Here is a 17,744-nt window from a genome sequence, read left to right as displayed (position 1 = left end):
TTGTCTACAAAATGCCTTAAATTTAGTCAGTTTATATTACTTTCGTTGACATTAATGATGTCAGGCTTTGTGCTGGCTGATAATAATTGGTTAACGATTAAGGTTTCGGGCGTTAACAAAAAAATTGAAAAGAATATTTTTGCTCATTTAGGCACGTTGCCAGAAAACGAGGTTCAGCGTCGAGCTTTCTTATTTACCGTGGACGATAACACCCAAGATGCACTTGAATCCATGGGCTATTACCATGGTATTTTAGATGTCGATGTTAAAGAAAATGATAATGGCCCTTGGGAGTTAAGCCTCAATATCACCCCAAGCGACCCTGTAATTATTCAATGGATAGATATTCGTTTCCAAGGTGAGATGCTGGAAGACGATACCTTTTCGTTGTGGCTTAATCGTTTAAAAGTCAAACCCGGCGACACCTTAAACCACGGGGTATATGATTTAATTAAATCACAACTGGTAACATTAGCGCTTGCGCGTGGTTATTTTGATGGCCAATACACTAAAGCTGAAATTAGTATTAACCGTGACTTAAATACCGCTCAAATTAATTTGCAGTTTGATTCGGGGAAACGCTATTTATTCGGCCATGTCGATTTTGAAGGCAGTACACTACACGACGATCTTCTCGAGTCCTTAATCCCTTTTGATGCAGACGCCCCTTACGCGACACAACAACTCACTGAGTTTAATCGCAATTTATTAGATACTGGTTACTTTAGCAATATCAAAGTATTACCTCAGTTAGACAAGATAGATACAGGCTTAGTACCCATTAAAGTAGAGTTGAGTCCACGTCCTAGTCATCTTATTGATGTCGGTTTAGGTGCTGATATTGGCAATAGCACCGAAAACGCAGTAGACCCTCGAGTGCGCGTTACATGGCGCACGCCACAAATAAATAGCTATGGTCATTATCAAGAAACCAGTGCCGAATGGTCGCCTGAAAGACCCAAAATATTAACCACTTATACCATCCCATTGACCCACCCTTTGGATGACCAGTTGAAAATAAAACTAGGATTATTACGTGACACCTATGGCGTTACTCAAGATTATGATGCCGACAAACGTGAATTTAGTAATACAGGCCAGCTAGAGTCTAAAAAGTACTTAATCGGCTTAACTCGCCAAAGACGATCTAAAAATAATTGGCTACATGGTTATTCAATTGAATCAATGAGAGAGTTTTATACTCAACTGGATACTGACTATGATCCACGCTTTTATTTATTAAGCTATAACCTGACCAAAACAGTTCGAGGTGACAACACGCTCGATCCCAAGTCTGGTTACCGTCAGACATACAGTATTGAATATGCAGATCCTTCCTTAGGGTCGACCATTCGACTTGCTCGTTTACAAGCCCGATTTAAATGGATAGAGACCTTATTTGATAAACACCGTTTTGTCGCCAGAATTGATTTAGCAGCCAATATTGCCGATAAAAATGATATTGATTATATTCCACCATCACTACGTTATTTTGCCGGTGGTGACCAAAGTATACGAGGTTATAGTTATCAAGAGTTAGGGCCTTATATAGACTATACCAACGACGACGGAGGCTTATCTCGGCAAGTTGTTGGTGGACGTTATTTGGCTATTGGCAGTATAGAATATCAATATTATCTTACCCCGACTTGGCGAGTGGCCACTTTTGTCGATGCTGGTAATGCTTTTGATACACAACAATTTGAACCAGTGGTATCTGTTGGCGGTGGTGTACATTGGATCTCACCCATTGGCCCCATTCGCATGGACTTAGGTTTTGGCTTAAAAGAAACCGAGACCGTTGCACGTTCATATCGTTTCCATTTAACCATGGGGACTGATTTATGATACATAAAAATACTGACAAGAAAAATCAGCAAGATACCGAGTTACAGCCACAGCTCGATTCAAGTGACGAAAAGGCCAACATTTCAACAAGCTTATCGGCAAAGATTTGGCGGCATTTTAAGCTTTATACTCGAATACTCATCTACGTCCCTTTGGCATTATTGATGTTGTTTGCTGTCATTATTGGCACTCCATTTGGCAGTAAAATAGGCGTGATGCTAGCCAACCAATTTGTTAGTGATATCGAGGTTGAATATGCTTCAGGCACCTTAAATGGCGATCTCACCCTGCATCACTTGTCTTGGTCAATGCCAGGCATTAGCGTTAATGCTGATGATTTAACACTAGGTTGGCTGCCAAGGTGTCTCATTAATCAACAGATTTGTGTCACAAATTTAAGCGCATCAAAGATTGATGTAAATATTGTCACAGATGATATTCCAACCTCAGCAAACGTTAGTGACACAAACCAAAGCGAAGATCTTTTAACAGAGCTTGAATTACCCATCAACATTAGTCTCAGCAAGGCCCAATTAGCACAGGTTAATGTTGCTGTGAATAGCATGAAATTTCATGCCGACAAGTTAATGACTCAAGCTATATGGAATAACACTGGCCTTGTAGTTGAATCACTTACAAGCCAAGGATTAGTAGTTAGTATTCCTATAACGACCGAAGCAACAGGCACAACGGCATCGACTACAAGCCAAATAAATCAACAAGATAATAAAGCGATTAATCGATCTGGTGATACCGATAAAAACGTATGGCCGCTGGCTAACTTGCCACAGGTTTTTATGCCTTTTCCTATTAATGTAAAACAATTTAATGCCACTGAAACTCAGCTTACGATAGGTCAACGTAGCGACCATTTTAGTCATATTGGTTTAGCCGCCAGTTTTCACCAGTTTCAACTTGGAATAACCCAATTAACTATTCAACATGACGATGGTGATGTAAGTGTTATCGGTGATATTGCGTTTCAAGATCATTACCCTGTCACCTTAAAATTAGTCGCCAATATCGAAAACCTGCCTGAATTACCGGGTCTTCAACAGCAACAACTTAGTGTTGATCTTACCCAAGATTTGAGCAAATTAAATATCAACGCCATTGCTAAAGGCGATAATTATTTTAAGCTTGATGCTGAAATCAATCTCACCACACCAGAACTCAATTACCAAGTAACGATTACCGACGCGGCGTTACAGTGGCCATTAAAAAATCCGCAATATACTAGCAACATCAGTCGTTTTGCCAGTAAAGGAGATATTAAGAACCAAGAAGCACAGTTTGAAGGGCAACTCACAACGCCGTATCACCCTACTTTAGCTATTATTGCTGATGTCGTTAACCGTAAGCAAAAACTGAGTATCAACAAACTGAATGTAAAGTCAATTGCAGGAAATCTAGATCTCACTGGAGAACTGTCATATCAAGATGACATAACCTGGCAAACCAGTGTGCTTACCGATAATATTCAGTTGCAATATATCGATTATATTAATCAGCAAAACCCCATTCAAAGTAAATTTAGCGGCCACTTTAATAGCAGTGGCACCCTAGCGAATAAACAATGGCAAGTGGCCATTCAAGAGGCAAACTTAACGGGGCGTTTAAATGGTTATCCGCTAAATTTACAAGGTGATATTTCTTTAAATCAAGACATTGCTATTAACGCTAACAACCTTCAGGCAAACGCGCTAGGAGCTCAGCTCATTATCAATGGTCAAGCAGATAAAGCTTGGAACATCAATGTCGAATTAAGCGTTCCCGATGTTAGTCAGTGGCTAAATGGTGGCCAAGGTAATATTTTTGCCAAAGTTAACGTAACGGGGAATAGTGCTGATCCAATCGTTGATCTTAATGCACAAATCAGTAAGTTTAGTTACCAAGGTGGCAAAATCGACAGCCTCGACTTACACGGCAATTACCGCCCTTATTCCCAACATCAATATAAAGCCGAGCTGCACACAAATAATCTCGTGTGGGACAGCTATAAACTTACAGATATCGTATTCATCAGTGATGGAAACCAACAGCAACAACAAAGTAAACTCAACACCCAAGGTGATGTGGTTATCAATACACAAATGACCAGTCATAGTAATATTGATAAACAACAGTTTGATGCCACACTAACAGAGCTCAGTATTAGTAATGCTCTTGGAAAATGGCAGCAAGATAACCCAATTACAGCCAGTTGGGATCAGCTCAATAGCCGTGGTAGCGTGAGTCACTTCTGCTTAGTACATCCACATAATAAATTATGTTTAGTCAAGGATGTTAATTTGGGCAATACCGGCCAAGCCAATATAAATTTCTCTGGTAACCCAGGACAATTATTAGCACCCATTTTGTCTAAAAAAATTACTTGGAGTGGTGAAGCGGCATTAACCAGCCAAGTTAATTGGGCTAAAGGTAAAAAGCCGACAGCCAATGTTCAATTTACTCTTTTACCAGGCAATATTAAGCTAAGCCGTACCAAAAACAACACCATTAGCATTGACTACCAGCAATTACTATTACAAGCCTCCCTTGATGAAAAACAAATTAATAGTTCATTAAGTTTTAATTCATCCGGCATCGCCAGCTGGCAAAGTCAATTGAGTGTCAACATCACTCCCGATCGAACCTTACAAGGTACCATCAATGTTAATGATCTCAATCTGGCCCCTTTTGGAGAGTTCTTCCCTAAGCTAGAAACCTTAGAAGGCATTCTATCCAGTCGATTAATAGTCTCCGGAACTCTTATGGACCCAAGCCTATCGGGTAATATCAAGCTCAGCGACGGTGCATTTGCTTTATCAACAAACCCTACACTCATCGATAAACTCTACTTGTCACTTGCACTTGAAGGCCAGCAAGGACAACTTAATGGACAATGGCATATGGGTGATGGGCAAGTAAGTACTCAAGGAACACTTGCTTGGCCACAAGGAAAATTTAGCGGTGATATTGATATTAAAGGCAATAATTTAGCGGTGATTCAACCACCAATGGCAATATTGGATGTTTCTCCAGATATTAATATCACCTTTAATGAGCAACTGTTGGCAATAAAAGGCAAAGTAAACGTTCCATCTGGCCAAATAAAAATTATTCAATTAGCTGAGGGAGGCGTTGCGATATCAAACGATGTGGTATTTAACGATTCAGTATCTGAACAAACCGTTAAAACCAGCCCTTACGCTGTTACGGCTGATCTCAACATCAATGTCGGTAAAAACCTTACCATTGACGGTATGGGTCTTAAAGGTAAGCTAGAAGGTGATCTAGTATTACAACAACAAGCTTTTAAGCCCCCCATGCTATTTGGTGATATCAAAGTTACCAAGGGTACTTATAAGTTTATGGGACAAACCTTAAGTATTGATACCGGTGAAGTCCAATTTATTGGCCCAATTTCATTACCTAATCTAAATATAGAAGCGACTAGAGAGATTAAAGACAGCGACGTAACAGCAGGTGTTCGAGTCACCGGAACCCCAATGCGTCCAATTGTGACTTTATTCTCTAGTCCAGTGAAAGAACAAGCTGAAATACTCTCTTATATTTTGACCGGTAAAGGATTTAGCAGCACAACTAACCAACAAAGCAATTCATTAATGATGGGAGCGGCACTCAGTTTAGGTTCACAATTTGATGGTGGAGCAATGAATAGCATTGGCAACACCGCATCAGGATTGATTGAGCGGTTTGGTTTTTCCAACGTACAGCTTGATACCAATGATGATGGTAAAGTGGCTGTGAGTGGTTATATTGGCGAAGACTTGATGGTTAAGTATGGTGTGGGAGTATTCAACCCAGGTTATGAAATGACAGTGCGATATTATTTGTTTTCACAATTGTATTTAGAAAGCGTGTCGAGCACCTTAAGTCAATCACTGGATATCTACTATAGCTTCGAAATCGAGTAGTTTTTTATTATTCAGAATAAAATTCAGCCACAAAAAAAGCGCCCTTAGGCGCTTTTTCTCAACTCAGCAATTAAACAAACATAAAGTCGATATGTTCAACCATTTGCTTGAATGCATGACGTTGGATAGCTTTAGTGCGAACTATAACTTCTTTACCGTCGATTACGATAGTTAAATCAGTTGTATAAAAGTCATCGTTTAACTGGATGTTAACGATAGCTTTGTGTTCGAACATAATTGATACAGGCTCTTTACCTGGACCATAAATTACTGCAGGAACTTTACCAGCATGACGTAGGCGGCGGCTCGAACCTTTCCCGATGTTTGTGCGGGTTTCTGCGTTGATTGTGTAAGACATAAGTCACTCACTTAATAATTAAAATAGTATGAAGGCGTCATCATTTTCGACCAACGATGACTCAAATAAAGCGCGCGGATATTACCATAGTCACTCTAAACCCACAAGTAGATATACCAATCCTATTAAATATGTGATATTTCAGCGGGAGTTCAAAGTGCTGTAGGCAAGGCAGATGATTGAAACGAATAGTGATTCTATTTTGAAAGTATCTAACGAAGCATAAAGGACTTTGAAGCCCGCCAGTATGGAGTCTCTCAGGTATTCCACTTCTGTGTTGCATCAATTTAAAAGGGAACAACCATTTCTACATCAATGCGCCTTGAATTGAAAAACCTGAGAGACTCTGAACTAATCAGATATTGAATGGGATTGGTATGAATTACCCCCAACGCCTCACGGGGCCACAATCAATGTGTACAAAACCATCTCGAGGATAAAATCCAACGCCGCCTAACTTAAGTGATACGGCTGCATCACGCAAATGCTTAGTTTTCACACCTGGTAATGCAATATCCATCGCCATGCCTTTCATATGATAACTTTTCTTGGCAACCCCGTTACTGCGAGAAGCAAGCATCTGATTTGTTTTTGGTGAACGATAAGCAGAGATTACATTAATTTCATCATGATGATCTAAAGCGAGTTGTAATTTATATAGATATTCGAATACTCGCTTATCTATAGGTGCTGCAACGTTTTGGCGATGATCACGTAGGACATGATTAAATTCAGTCAGCGTCTCTGGTTGATATTGACCATCAACCCAAAAACTGCCCTGACTTCTTTCACCGGTATGAAGGTTATAAAAACGTAAATCTTTAACACCCAGAGTTGAACGACTTGCTTGCGCGGTATTAGGTAACAAAGTCACCACTGCGGCACCGCTTAAGCCTAATAATAACTGCCGACGAGTTAGGCTCTCGATTGTCATTTATACACCACTTTAATTATCTGAATTACAATACATATAAGCTTCAAAATCACAATTTCATCTTTACAATGCTATTGAACTAATTGTTGCTTTTTTATCCACTTGATGAATAAATTAACCATTAATATTCATAAATGCAAGTCTGCTGATATATAAGTAACTTAATAAATATGCTCTCTTGCATAATAGAGTGATAAAGCTCAATTACTTAGAGACAAAGTAAACCGTGATTAACTTTACTTCATTAATTGATAGTTATTGCACAATTTCTTTTTTGGAGACTTTATGGCTTAATAAATTGACAGGTTCTGCTGGTGCTAACTGATAAATATCATCACGATACTGCACGGCTTGCTGCTCATCCACCCAAGCACGCCAATACACCATGTGTACAGGTAACGTGGACGATAGAGAAAACCATTGAGTTTGAGTATAATTAGACTGCAAGCGATTCCAAGTACGCTTATCAATGACTAAGTGGTTTGCAAACCAATCTGCCAACTGTTGTACTTTTTCAATTCGCACACAACCTGATGATATATCTCGTTCCGCACGTGAAAACAGCTCTGGGGCTGATGTATCATGTAAATACAGACTTTGATTATTTTGAAAGTAAAATTTATAACGGCCTAATGCATTGCCACCACCAGGACGTTGCACAACTTTATAAGGGAACTTCCCTGCTGCAGCCAGCTGCCATTGTTCGGGTGTTTTATCAATACGATGGCCTTCATAATCAAACACATCAAAATGTTTATCGGCAAAGTAATGACCGTTTCTCCTAATTTGCGGCAAAATGTCTTGGCGTAATAACTGTCGAGGAACCGTCCAAGTCGGATTAATGATGACATTTGAAATTTGCCCATTCATCACTGGAGTCTGTCTATATGACTTACCCACAATCACTTTGGATGCCAACACCACTTGATTGTGATCAACTAACACCATTTGAAAAGCGGGAATGTTAATCAACAAATAAGGCTGAGATAGTTGGCTTACATAGGTCGTTTTTTCAACAAAACTTATTGCCAATAAAGAAGCGAGTTGCAAAGGAGTTTGATTTAGCCAGTATAACGTTTTAGGCCCAATAACAGCATCAGCCTTTAACCCATGACGAGATTGAAATCGCTTAACACTTTGTACCAATGTCGGTTGATAAATAACTTCGTCAGTAATATATTCGTTCGCATCACCCAATAACCACAACCGTTGATTAATTTGCTTAATACTTGGGTGGCTATCCCCAGGACGCAACAGACCGCCAGGATCAATAGCTTGCCAATCTTGGGTTTGTGACAACCACATTAACTTACGTAGAGAATTTATGACCCCAAGATAATCATCTGCGATGGGTTCCAGTGCAATATTTTTTTCTAACAATGAGGCGGTGTCATTTATTGAGTCGAATGCCAATGGCACTTGCTTACTATGCCAAAAATCGGCAACACTATGCTGAATGTCATCAATATATTCTAATTGTTCAGCAGCAGAACCCGTTTGTAATATCGCTAAGTATTGAGCACGTCGTGCGGTGGGCTCAGCCAAATACTGTAATTGTAAGTGCTGAGTCAAATTCACATATTGATCTTGAGTGCTGGCCGCAGTAAATGGCGACATACACAAAAGTAATATGCTTATTATGCTTATTATGCTTACGATTACAGAATGCTTAGGTTTGCTGAACATACTCTTCCCCGTTGGCGCTACCCATCAATATTGGCATGTTTTTCACTTAAGTGAAATCGATATAGACATTATGGCAAATAATAAAACTGTTTGAATGATCGACACATTAAAGTAACAAAAATTAATACCAAAACGTCACTTATCAGCACAAAAATCAATCAGAAAGATAAAAAGTAACCACTTAACATTAATTTATTTATACACAACTAGGAAGGACCATGCTGAATTGTTATAAGGGGAATAAGAAGTATTAAATCAAAGTGATTCTCATGAATAAAAAGCAACTAACCCAATCCATGGCCCATAAGATGGACATTCCGCAAACTCAAGCTAAGCAGCAACTAGAGCAAATCCTAGCGATTATTCATCAAGGTTTAGCTGAAGGTGAAAAAATTTATATTCCACAATTCGGCACCTTTGAATTGCGGTTTCACTTACCTAAAGTAGGTCGTAATCCACAAACGGGTGAAGCCATTGAGATTGACGGATTTAATCAACCCAGCTTTAAAGTATCTCCCGTATTAAAAGCATTGATTAACGACTAGCTGAGGCACCAGAGATTATAAATTCCTAGGTGCTAGAATGCTTCGTGACTAGAGTCTATAACTGTAGTTACCCAGTTATACTCCCATGACTGCAATCAACCGCTCTTATAGCCGCGCAGCGAACTAGCGAGGTAAATAGCGCCCTAGCTCAAGGCTCGTTCGCTTTTATCGCTCTCACTATTTCTATCGCTTATTACCATTCACAACCAAATTTCAGGTGTAAAAAAGCCCCAACTAATGTTGAGGCTTTTTACACCACTCTCTATTGCTAGAGATTATAATGGTACCCGAGGCCAGACTTGAACTGGCACGCTTATTCAGCGAGGGATTTTAAATCCCTTGTGTCTACCGATTCCACCACTCGGGCAAACTTATCGTGTTTTGATAAAAAATATCAAGCCACTTAATTCGCATTCACGTTAAATAAATAGAGCTGCTTTCGCGTCCCGTTTAACGTGGTGCATACTTTAATGATTTTTTGGGACCAAGCAACAAAAATATTCATTGCATCGAACTGAATGCTTCAAAAAACGCCAATCCGACGTAAAATACAACAAAACGAAGTCCTTAGCACAGAATATGATTAATTAGCTCTCACAGGCGTTAAGCCTTTACTGCGGTTAGTGACAGCTTCTTCAATTTCAAAACCGGCTTCACTCCACACTTGCGCTTCTTCAACATTAAACGCTTCTTTGGCCCAAATAGTTGCCGTGTCTAATGTAAAGTTGGCTTTTATCCACCCATCTGACTCTGTCGGGCCAAAGCCTCTTACACGCCAATTTTGCGCTTGGGTTGAATCAAAGCCTATCGCTTTCCATTGGCTAATTTCACGTTCAGACATACCTTGCCAGCTAGGAGCTGATGCGCAAGCTACCAATAACGAGACCAATAAACCTAACAATAATTTTTTCATATATTCCTAATGAACAATGTAAATGCTGCGACGCATAAATCGTCTCAAAACAGCACAATGATGTCTAAATTTTGAGAATCATATCTGAGAAAATTTTTTTGACAAGTATGTAAGCAATAATTAATTTTCATTGAAAAAAAAATAACAAAAAAGGCCGCATCTGCGACCTTCCGTAAATTAACCTACATCGCGATATTAGGTACGCTGACGAGTCGGTTTACCATGCTTACCAACCACTTTATGCTTATGAACAGCACGGCGGATTTTAGCACTTTTAACTTTAGAACGAGCAACACTGTGTTTGTCCGTACCTAAAACTGAGCGAGTTTCAGGTTCTAATCCAGCAAGTTGACGTAAGTAGTTAACTTGGTCAATAGGCAGTTCAATCCAGCCACCTCGTGGTAATGTTTTTGGCAATTCAACTTGGCCATAACGCACGCGGATCAAACGACTGACTTGGATTTCTTGTGATTCCCACAAACGACGTACTTCACGATTACGTCCTTCACGAAGGGTAACATGCCACCATTGATTTATGCCTTCGCCACCAGCAGCTTTAATGCTATCAAACTGTGCGGGACCATCTTCCAACGTCACACCGGTACGTAAACGCTGTACTGCGGCTTCTGGCACTTCACCAAAAGTACGCACAGCGTATTCACGCTCTACTTCATTTGAAGGATGCATTAAACGGTTAGCTAATTCACCATCACAGGTAAATAATAGTAAGCCTGAAGTATTGATATCTAAACGTCCTACCGCAACCCAACGAGCATCGCGCACTTTAGGTAAACGTTCAAATACGGTAGTACGACCTTCAGGATCTTTGCGCGAACAAATTTCGCCTTCAGGTTTATGGTATGCCAGTACACGACAAATAATGTCGTCAGCTGATTTTAATGAAATAGCTCGGCCATCAATACGTATTTTGGCATCAACCTCAACACGATCACCTAAACCAGCAATTTCACCGTCAACACTAACTCGGCCTGCAGCAATCCATGCCTCCATCTCACGACGGGAGCCATGGCCTGCACGGGCCAAGACTTTCTGCAATTTTTCACTCATTAGCGGACTCTTTAAAGGATTTAATATGAAAAACAAGATGTTATTAATTCTCGTTCCATTATCTTTTAGGATTGTACCCGCATGGAGCGCATACAATTTAGAAAAGTGCGTAGATTATACGCTGAATAGAGCTGCTGAGCAAAAAATACCATCATTAAGCTTAAATAGGGAAAATAGATGACATAAGCACATGAAAATCAATCAATTTAATGTCTCCAATATCAAACTTACTCTTTCTTGCTCATAAGGCTTATTAACACGTTATACCTGCCCTGTTATGAATCGATATAACCCAGATAACGGCAAGATAATTTTATACACCAGTAATATCTCGAATTAGGGTTATTTAGCCCTTTTAGCTACTGCGTACACTAAAACCAACAGAATAGATCAGCCAATAAAAAGGCTGCTAACGTTATCCGTCAACAGCCTTAATCACTTAATAAACAGTTTAATATGACACTTTAGCGGATCACTTTAAGGTTAAACACTAGGCTGTACATTACAGGTAACACTACTAAGGTTAATAGTGAAGCGAAACCTAAACCAAAGATGATAGTGATTGCCATAGAACCGAAAAATGCATCACTGATTAATGGGATCATCCCCAGCATAGTGGTAATCGCAGCCATCATCACAGGGCGAACACGGCTCACGCACGAATCAACCAGTGCAAATCCGGGCTCTTTACCTTCATCAAGTTCAATATTGATTTGATCAACCAACACAATACCATTTTTGATGACCATCCCTGAGAGGCTCAGTAACCCCAGTAATGCCATAAAGCTGAATGGGGCATCAAATATCAACAAACCAGCTGAAACGCCGATGACCGCTAATGGCACAGTGAACCAAATAACCAAGGGTTGTCGAACCGAATTAAACAGAAAAACGGTGATTAAGAACATTCCTAAATAGCCCAAAGGAATTGAACTAAATACCGCAGTTTGTGCCTCACCTGCTGATTCAAACTCCCCGCCCCATTCTAAGCGATAACCTGCGGGTAGCTTAATATCCTCAACTTTGCTTCTCACTTTTTTATGCACCGAGTCTGCTGTTTCGTCAGATCCCAATTTAGGATCTGCCAATACCGCCAACATACGAATACGGTCACGGCGCATAATTAAAGGGTTTTCCCATTCGGTACTGAATTCGCTAACCACTTGCGATGCAGGAACAAAGATATTGTTCTCTGTGCTCCATATTTGCATTTTCCACAAGCTATCGGCTTGCAAACGTTCAGTAGCGGGAGCTCGAGCGACAATCGGTAATAAATGGCTAGTCTCACGATATAAGCCGATTTGTTTGCCGCTAAAGTTAACCAGTAAAGCGTTATCTAAATCTTGCTTACTAATCCCCGTTTCACGCGCTTGCGCATTTTGCAGTTGCGGACGGATCACCGGGACTTGATTACGCCAATTGTGACGAACACCGTCCATTGTAGGTTCATTGCGGAAGATTGTTTCTGCTTGTATTGCTAAACGACGCAGTACTTGAGGGTCTTCACCGTAGAAACGAGCTTCAATTTTAGCCGCTGGTGACGGACCGTTTTCCATATTTTTTAAGCGATATTGAGCTTGTGGAAAATGACTATTTAATAATTGTTCAAGTTGTGGTTTATAAGCTTCAACCGCGGCTAAATCGCGCATTTCAATGATTAGCTGGGCAAAGGCTGGATAACCTTTTTCTGGTTGATAAGGTAACACAAAACGCTGCGCACCTTGGCCAATCACTGAAGTAAGATGCACTAAACCAGTATCATTGTGTTCACTTTCTTGCAGCAGTTTTTTCTCAATTTCGCTAGTAAAACGTTCAGTGGCTTTTATGTCTGTCCCTTCAGGCATCCATACATCAACAAAAAATATTGGCGTGTTCGATGCAGGAAAAAATACGTTTTTAATGTGACCAAAGCCGATCACTGCGGTCACTAACATTGCCAATACAATTGATAATGTCACCAAACGAAAACGCAGAACAAAATAAAGAAAACTTCGATAAGTGGTAAACAGCCAACCTTTATAGGGATCGGTTTGTTCAGCTTGCGTTGAAGCATCTTTGAACAACAAATTACAGAAAAAGGGTGTTAAGGTAATTGCCGTTATCCAACTGATAAACAGTGAAATCATCAACACTTGAAATAATGAACGACAAAACTCACCAGCCGCATTTTGTGACAAACCAATCGGTGCAAAAGCTATAATGGCTATTACCGTTGCCCCCAACAATGGCCACTGCGTTTGCGACACAACTTGTTTGGCAGCTTCTAAACGGGTTTTACCACGCTGTAAGCCAATTAAAATACCTTCAGTCACAACAATCGCATTATCGACCAACATGCCTAATGCAATAATGAGGGCACCAAGAGAGATCAGCTGCAATTCAATATCTAATACTTTCATAATAATAAAAGTACCCAGAATAGTGAGTAGTAGAATGAGGCCCATTAATAGACCCGATCTTAGGCCCATAAACAACAATAACACTGCGATAACAATCGCAATCGATTCAAGCAGGTTAATCAAAAAACCTTGCACAGTGTCATCCACAGCTAAACTTTGGTTATAAACCGTATCAAGGTTCATCCCTAATGGTCGCTGTGATTCTATTTCAACTAAACGTTCGCTAACACGTTGACCGACATCGACTACATTTACTCCACTGGAAAAAGAAATACCCAGTGATAACGCCGACTCACCTCTGTTGTGGTACAACACACTCGGCGTATCTTCGTAGTCTTTTTCAATATTGGCAATATCACCTAAGTAGATAAGCTCAGTGCTACCCGGTGAGCTAACCACTAAACGAGACAATTCCTCCACTGAACTAAACTCGCCAGTAGGATGCAAGCGAATGCGATTATCACCAATGACAACACTGCCAGCATTTGATACCACGTTTTGATTGTTCACCAATCCATAAATGTAGTTTTGGTCTAACCCTAAAGCCGAGAGTTTTTGCTGAGAAATTTCAATGACAACTTGCTCAGTCAAGTTGCCTACTACTGACACCTTTTTAACTCCGGGAACCAATACTAATTCACGACGTAAATAATCTGAATAATTGGTCAGCTCTCGGTTGCTAAAATCGTTACCTGATAAGTTAAGTAAAATACCGTAAACATCACCAAAGTCATCAATCACTTTGGGTTTGGCCGTTCCCGGTGGTAATAGGCCTATGGTGTCGTTAACTTTTCGACGCAACTCATCCCATACTTGGGGTAAGCGATGCTTGTCATAACTGTCTTTAATTTCTACCTGAATTTGTGATAATCCAGCGCTATTGATAGAGGTGATATGCTTAATGCCATCAAGCTGCTGCAAAGCATCTTCAAGTGGCAAGGTCACTTCTTCTTCAACTTGTTCGGGCGATGCACCTGGGTAAGCGGTGATAACCAATGCTTGTTTAATGGTAAATTCAGGAAATTCTAGTTGTCCTAATCCGGTAAATGCCACACTGCCACCAATAAGCAGCAAAAACGCAAACATCCAGCTAATCACTTTGTGATTGATGGAATACTCAGCAACATTCATCAACTACACTCCTCGTTGCCAGCGTAAAGGCTTTACTTTCATGCCTTCAGATAATTGCGACAAACCGGCAGCAACAATAACATCGCCTTTTTCCAACCCGGTTAATACTTCTACGCCATTATTGCTAACTCGACCCAGGGTGACTTTCACTGGATTAATGTCACCACTTTCAGCTTGATAACGCCAAACCATCACATCACCACTTTCATCTTGTTTGTCTACTGCAGAAATAGGCACTATCGCGGTAAAGCCTTGTGATGACTCATTGATGGTTGCTAGCGTCAACTCAGCACTCATACCAGGCAGTAATTGCACATTCTTAGGTTGTGGTAATGAAAAGACCACTTCATAAGCTTGGGTGCCGGGAGTGACTTGGGTTGAATATTCTTTAAATTTAGCATCGAACGACATACCGTCTAGTGCACTAAACCGCACTTTCGCAGCTAAACCATGGGCAATATCTTGAGTCAATACTGCCGCCATTGCTTCTGGTACTTGAATCGTGACATCAAGTAATTGGTTATTTTGCAGCGTCAAAACGCCTTGATTAGCTTGTACAATTTGATGATTATCCACTAATCGTTTTGCGATAGTCCCACTAAAAGGGGCTTCTAAACGCGTATAACTAACTTGATCATTAGCTGCCGCAAGGGCTGCTTTAGCTGATTTAAGTTGAGCTTTACTGCTGTCGAATAAAGCTTGAGAAATCAGTTTACGATCTAATAAAGTTTGATTACGGGTAAAATCAGCTAACATCAAGTCATACTCAGCTTCACGAGTCATTAAATTATTATGCGCATCGCGATCATCTAATTGAGCCAATAAAAAACCTTGTTTAACGTGCTGCCCTTCAACAAGATCGAGTCTAACCAATTGACCTGATATCCGAAATGATAATTCTGCACGACTGTTAGCTTCTACTCTCGCAGGAAATTGGCGGACAGTATTACCTGCAGAGGTCGCCACTTCAAACAATTTTACGGGACGCACAAGTACTTCTTGTACGACAATTTCGGCCGGTGCACAACCAGCTAAAACAGTAGAAATAAGCAATGCCAACGGCAATGTTAAGTGATATCTCATCGATTCTGATCCTTGATGACAGAAATTTAAACAGACTGGGTTACAACTCAATTGCCCCTTTTTAGAGACAACAGTTTATAGACAATTACGCCGAACCATACGCTGAATTATAGTTGCAATAAACGGGTTTATTTGGGAACATCAATCCCATTATTTGAGTTTGACTTATCAAGCATAATCCGAGCAATCAATATGAAAACCGAAGACATTGCATTATTTCATCGAATTGTCGAAACAGGCAGCATACTTGAAGCCGCTAATTTGTTGAATTTACCTAAATCGACCGTCAGTAGACGGTTGCAATCATTAGAAGAATCATTAAATTTAAAGCTATTTCATCGTCAAAGCCGCGCCATAACACTGACCTCAGCGGGCAGTCATTTCTACGAAAAAACCTTGGTGATGCTAGCGGATCTAGAACAAACCCTCTCCCACATTACCGACAACAAGGCGGAATTAACCGGCCATTTACGTATTTTGATGTTTCCAATTCCACAGATAATGGATGTAGTTAATAAAATTTTTGCCTTTATGGATCAAAACCCCAAGTTTTCGATTGAAATAATCACCAGCACTGAACCATTAGATATGGTACGAAATAATATTGATATCGCATTTATGGTCAACGAAACGTTTACTGAATTAGATATGGTGGCAAAGCCCATTATCAGTGAAGAAATGTGTTTCTTTGCCAGCCCTGAATATCTGGATAAAGCGGGTATGCCAGTGACCATAACTGATATTGAACAGCATAACTCAATTTTATTTCGCTTCCCCAATGGGAAAACCTTTAGTCAAGTGCCGCTAGCAAATGATGCCATGCAAGCCGTTAAAGGCAATTTATGCACTAATAGTATTCAACTTGCCTATGAAGCGACTAGGTTAGGTCGAGGGATCGGTTACTTACCACAAGGTTTATGTATAGAAGACATACAACAAGGGAAATTAGTGCGTTTATTTGATGATTTGCCCCCCTACATTGGCGTAGTATTTTTAGTGTACCCATCAAGGCGCTTTTTAAGCCTAGCTGGACAACGCTTACTTGATTATATGCTTACCGAGTCATCCACTCAAACAACCGAAACCGTGGTCATCAATAATAAGACATGGATTTAATCCAGCGGCTAATGTATCTGGTTTACATTGTTGTCATTTGAACAATTGTATTACTGATACCTAAACACAGATGAAACCTTTGTTGATGGTCGTAATAGCGCCCTTGAATTTATTCAACATTATTGAGGCCATCTTCGGTGCTGTCTTCACTATTGGCCTCATCTTCGGGCTCATCCATCGCTAACTGGGCTTTTTCAAATAACGCATGTAAAGAGCTGGCATCAGTTAATGCAGGTAAATCTGCCAGTTTGCTTAAATTGAAATAATCAAGAAATGCACTGGTGGTTGCATATAATGACGGCCTACCCGGTACTTCTTTATGGCCAACAGCTTTAATCCAATTTCTATCCACTAAACTTTTAATAATATTGCTGCTAATGGCAACACCTCTGATATTTTCAATATCGCCGCGCGTAACAGGTTGGCGATATGCAATAACAGCCAAGGTTTCAAGTGTCGCTCGCGAGTATTTAGGTGCTTTGTCTTGCCATAATGGTTGTAAAAATGGACTGAGTATTTCTTGAGTTTGAAATCGATAACCACTGGCTATTTTAACCAGTTGTACGCCCCGGTCTTGATAATCGAGTTGTAATTCATCTAGCGTTTCCTGAATCCGCGAGCGTGACACACTAAACTCAGCTAACACAGTTTCTTTGATAACTTTTACCGACAACGGCTTACCTAAGACAAATAAACTGGCTTCAATAAGTTGCTTAAGCTGGATGGGATTAATTGGCTTCATG

General features: G+C 40.2%; 12 protein-coding genes and 1 tRNA gene. 4 read left to right on the top strand and 9 right to left on the bottom strand.

The window, feature by feature from the left end; translation table 11 throughout:
• The first annotated feature begins 57 nt into the window (after positions 1–57).
• On the top strand, positions 58–1,848 hold the full coding sequence (locus tag FCN25_RS17785) for an autotransporter assembly complex family protein (protein WP_137227466.1): 1,791 nt from the start codon (positions 58–60) through the stop codon (positions 1,846–1,848).
• Positions 1,845–5,768, top strand: coding sequence for a translocation/assembly module TamB domain-containing protein (locus FCN25_RS17780; RefSeq protein ID WP_137226730.1), 3,924 nt, complete (start codon positions 1,845–1,847; stop codon positions 5,766–5,768). Before FCN25_RS17785 ends, FCN25_RS17780 begins: the two co-directional genes overlap by 4 nt.
• Before the next feature lie 70 nt (positions 5,769–5,838).
• Here FCN25_RS17780 and rplY read toward each other — a convergent pair whose 3' ends face one another.
• The 3 genes from rplY to FCN25_RS17765 form a co-directional block, all read right to left on the bottom strand.
• A complete protein-coding gene (rplY, locus tag FCN25_RS17775; protein ID WP_137226729.1) occupies positions 5,839–6,126 on the bottom strand; it encodes a 50S ribosomal protein L25 in 288 nt (95 codons plus the stop codon).
• 382 nt (positions 6,127–6,508) lie between these two features.
• A complete protein-coding gene (locus FCN25_RS17770; RefSeq protein WP_137226728.1) occupies positions 6,509–7,060 on the bottom strand; it encodes a DUF882 domain-containing protein in 552 nt (183 codons plus the stop codon).
• A 255-nt stretch (positions 7,061–7,315) separates the two neighbouring features.
• Positions 7,316–8,677, bottom strand: coding sequence for a murein L,D-transpeptidase (locus FCN25_RS17765; RefSeq protein WP_254693677.1), 1,362 nt, complete (start codon positions 8,675–8,677; stop codon positions 7,316–7,318).
• A 338-nt stretch (positions 8,678–9,015) separates the two neighbouring features.
• Between FCN25_RS17765 and FCN25_RS17760 the strand changes: the two genes are divergently transcribed.
• Positions 9,016–9,291 carry an HU family DNA-binding protein gene (locus FCN25_RS17760; RefSeq protein WP_137226726.1) on the top strand — a complete coding sequence of 92 codons (276 nt, stop codon included), beginning with the start codon at positions 9,016–9,018 and terminating at the stop codon, positions 9,289–9,291.
• A 281-nt stretch (positions 9,292–9,572) separates the two neighbouring features.
• On the opposite strand, the gene FCN25_RS17755 is transcribed toward FCN25_RS17760, so the two are convergent.
• From FCN25_RS17755 to FCN25_RS17735, 5 genes are all read right to left on the bottom strand, one after another.
• Positions 9,573–9,658 (bottom strand) — tRNA-Leu (locus FCN25_RS17755).
• A gap of 216 nt (positions 9,659–9,874) precedes the next feature.
• Positions 9,875–10,204, bottom strand: coding sequence for a hypothetical protein (locus FCN25_RS17750; protein WP_137226725.1), 330 nt, complete (start codon positions 10,202–10,204; stop codon positions 9,875–9,877).
• A 195-nt stretch (positions 10,205–10,399) separates the two neighbouring features.
• Positions 10,400–11,272 carry a 23S rRNA pseudouridine(2605) synthase RluB gene (gene rluB, locus FCN25_RS17745; protein ID WP_137226724.1) on the bottom strand — a complete coding sequence of 291 codons (873 nt, stop codon included), beginning with the start codon at positions 11,270–11,272 and terminating at the stop codon, positions 10,400–10,402.
• A gap of 464 nt (positions 11,273–11,736) precedes the next feature.
• Positions 11,737–14,802, bottom strand: a complete 3,066-nt coding sequence (locus tag FCN25_RS17740) for an efflux RND transporter permease subunit (RefSeq protein ID WP_137227465.1) — start codon at positions 14,800–14,802, stop codon at positions 11,737–11,739.
• Between the two features lie 3 nt (positions 14,803–14,805).
• The gene (locus FCN25_RS17735) at positions 14,806–15,885 is read right to left on the bottom strand and encodes an efflux RND transporter periplasmic adaptor subunit (RefSeq protein WP_137226723.1); all 1,080 of its coding nucleotides are present in this window, start codon (positions 15,883–15,885) and stop codon (positions 14,806–14,808) included.
• 192 nt (positions 15,886–16,077) lie between these two features.
• Here FCN25_RS17735 and FCN25_RS17730 point away from each other — a divergent pair, with 192 nt between their 5' ends.
• Complete coding sequence (locus FCN25_RS17730; RefSeq protein ID WP_137226722.1) at positions 16,078–17,001, top strand: LysR family transcriptional regulator; 924 nt, start codon at positions 16,078–16,080, stop codon at positions 16,999–17,001.
• A gap of 109 nt (positions 17,002–17,110) precedes the next feature.
• Here the strand turns inward: FCN25_RS17730 and scpB are convergent, their stop codons facing one another.
• Complete coding sequence (gene scpB, locus FCN25_RS17725) at positions 17,111–17,743, bottom strand: SMC-Scp complex subunit ScpB (protein WP_137226721.1); 633 nt, start codon at positions 17,741–17,743, stop codon at positions 17,111–17,113.
• Position 17,744 lies beyond the last annotated feature (1 nt).

Origin of the sequence: Shewanella sp. MEBiC00475 (assembly GCF_005234075.1) — a bacterium.
Taxonomy (GTDB): Bacteria; Pseudomonadota; Gammaproteobacteria; order Enterobacterales; family Shewanellaceae; genus Shewanella; species Shewanella polaris.
The sequence above is the reverse complement of the archived record's forward strand: the minus strand, read 5'-3'. Positions and strand labels throughout refer to the sequence as shown.

Excerpts from the sequence above, each read along its gene's own strand:
- FCN25_RS17760 (WP_137226726.1), top strand. The coding sequence starts at position 9,016 with ATGAATAAAAAGCAACTAACCCAATCCATGGCCCATAAGATGGACATT.
- FCN25_RS17770 (WP_137226728.1), bottom strand. The coding sequence starts at position 7,060 with ATGACAATCGAGAGCCTAACTCGTCGGCAGTTATTATTAGGCTTAAGC.
- FCN25_RS17730 (WP_137226722.1), top strand. The coding sequence starts at position 16,078 with ATGAAAACCGAAGACATTGCATTATTTCATCGAATTGTCGAAACAGGC.
- FCN25_RS17780 (WP_137226730.1), top strand. The coding sequence starts at position 1,845 with ATGATACATAAAAATACTGACAAGAAAAATCAGCAAGATACCGAGTTA.
- FCN25_RS17740 (WP_137227465.1), bottom strand. The coding sequence starts at position 14,802 with ATGAATGTTGCTGAGTATTCCATCAATCACAAAGTGATTAGCTGGATG.
- rplY (WP_137226729.1), bottom strand. The coding sequence starts at position 6,126 with ATGTCTTACACAATCAACGCAGAAACCCGCACAAACATCGGGAAAGGT.
- FCN25_RS17735 (WP_137226723.1), bottom strand. The coding sequence starts at position 15,885 with ATGAGATATCACTTAACATTGCCGTTGGCATTGCTTATTTCTACTGTT.
- FCN25_RS17765 (WP_254693677.1), bottom strand. The coding sequence starts at position 8,677 with ATGTCGCCATTTACTGCGGCCAGCACTCAAGATCAATATGTGAATTTG.
- scpB (WP_137226721.1), bottom strand. The coding sequence starts at position 17,743 with ATGAAGCCAATTAATCCCATCCAGCTTAAGCAACTTATTGAAGCCAGT.
- FCN25_RS17785 (WP_137227466.1), top strand. The coding sequence starts at position 58 with ATGTCAGGCTTTGTGCTGGCTGATAATAATTGGTTAACGATTAAGGTT.
- FCN25_RS17750 (WP_137226725.1), bottom strand. The coding sequence starts at position 10,204 with ATGAAAAAATTATTGTTAGGTTTATTGGTCTCGTTATTGGTAGCTTGC.
- rluB (WP_137226724.1), bottom strand. The coding sequence starts at position 11,272 with ATGAGTGAAAAATTGCAGAAAGTCTTGGCCCGTGCAGGCCATGGCTCC.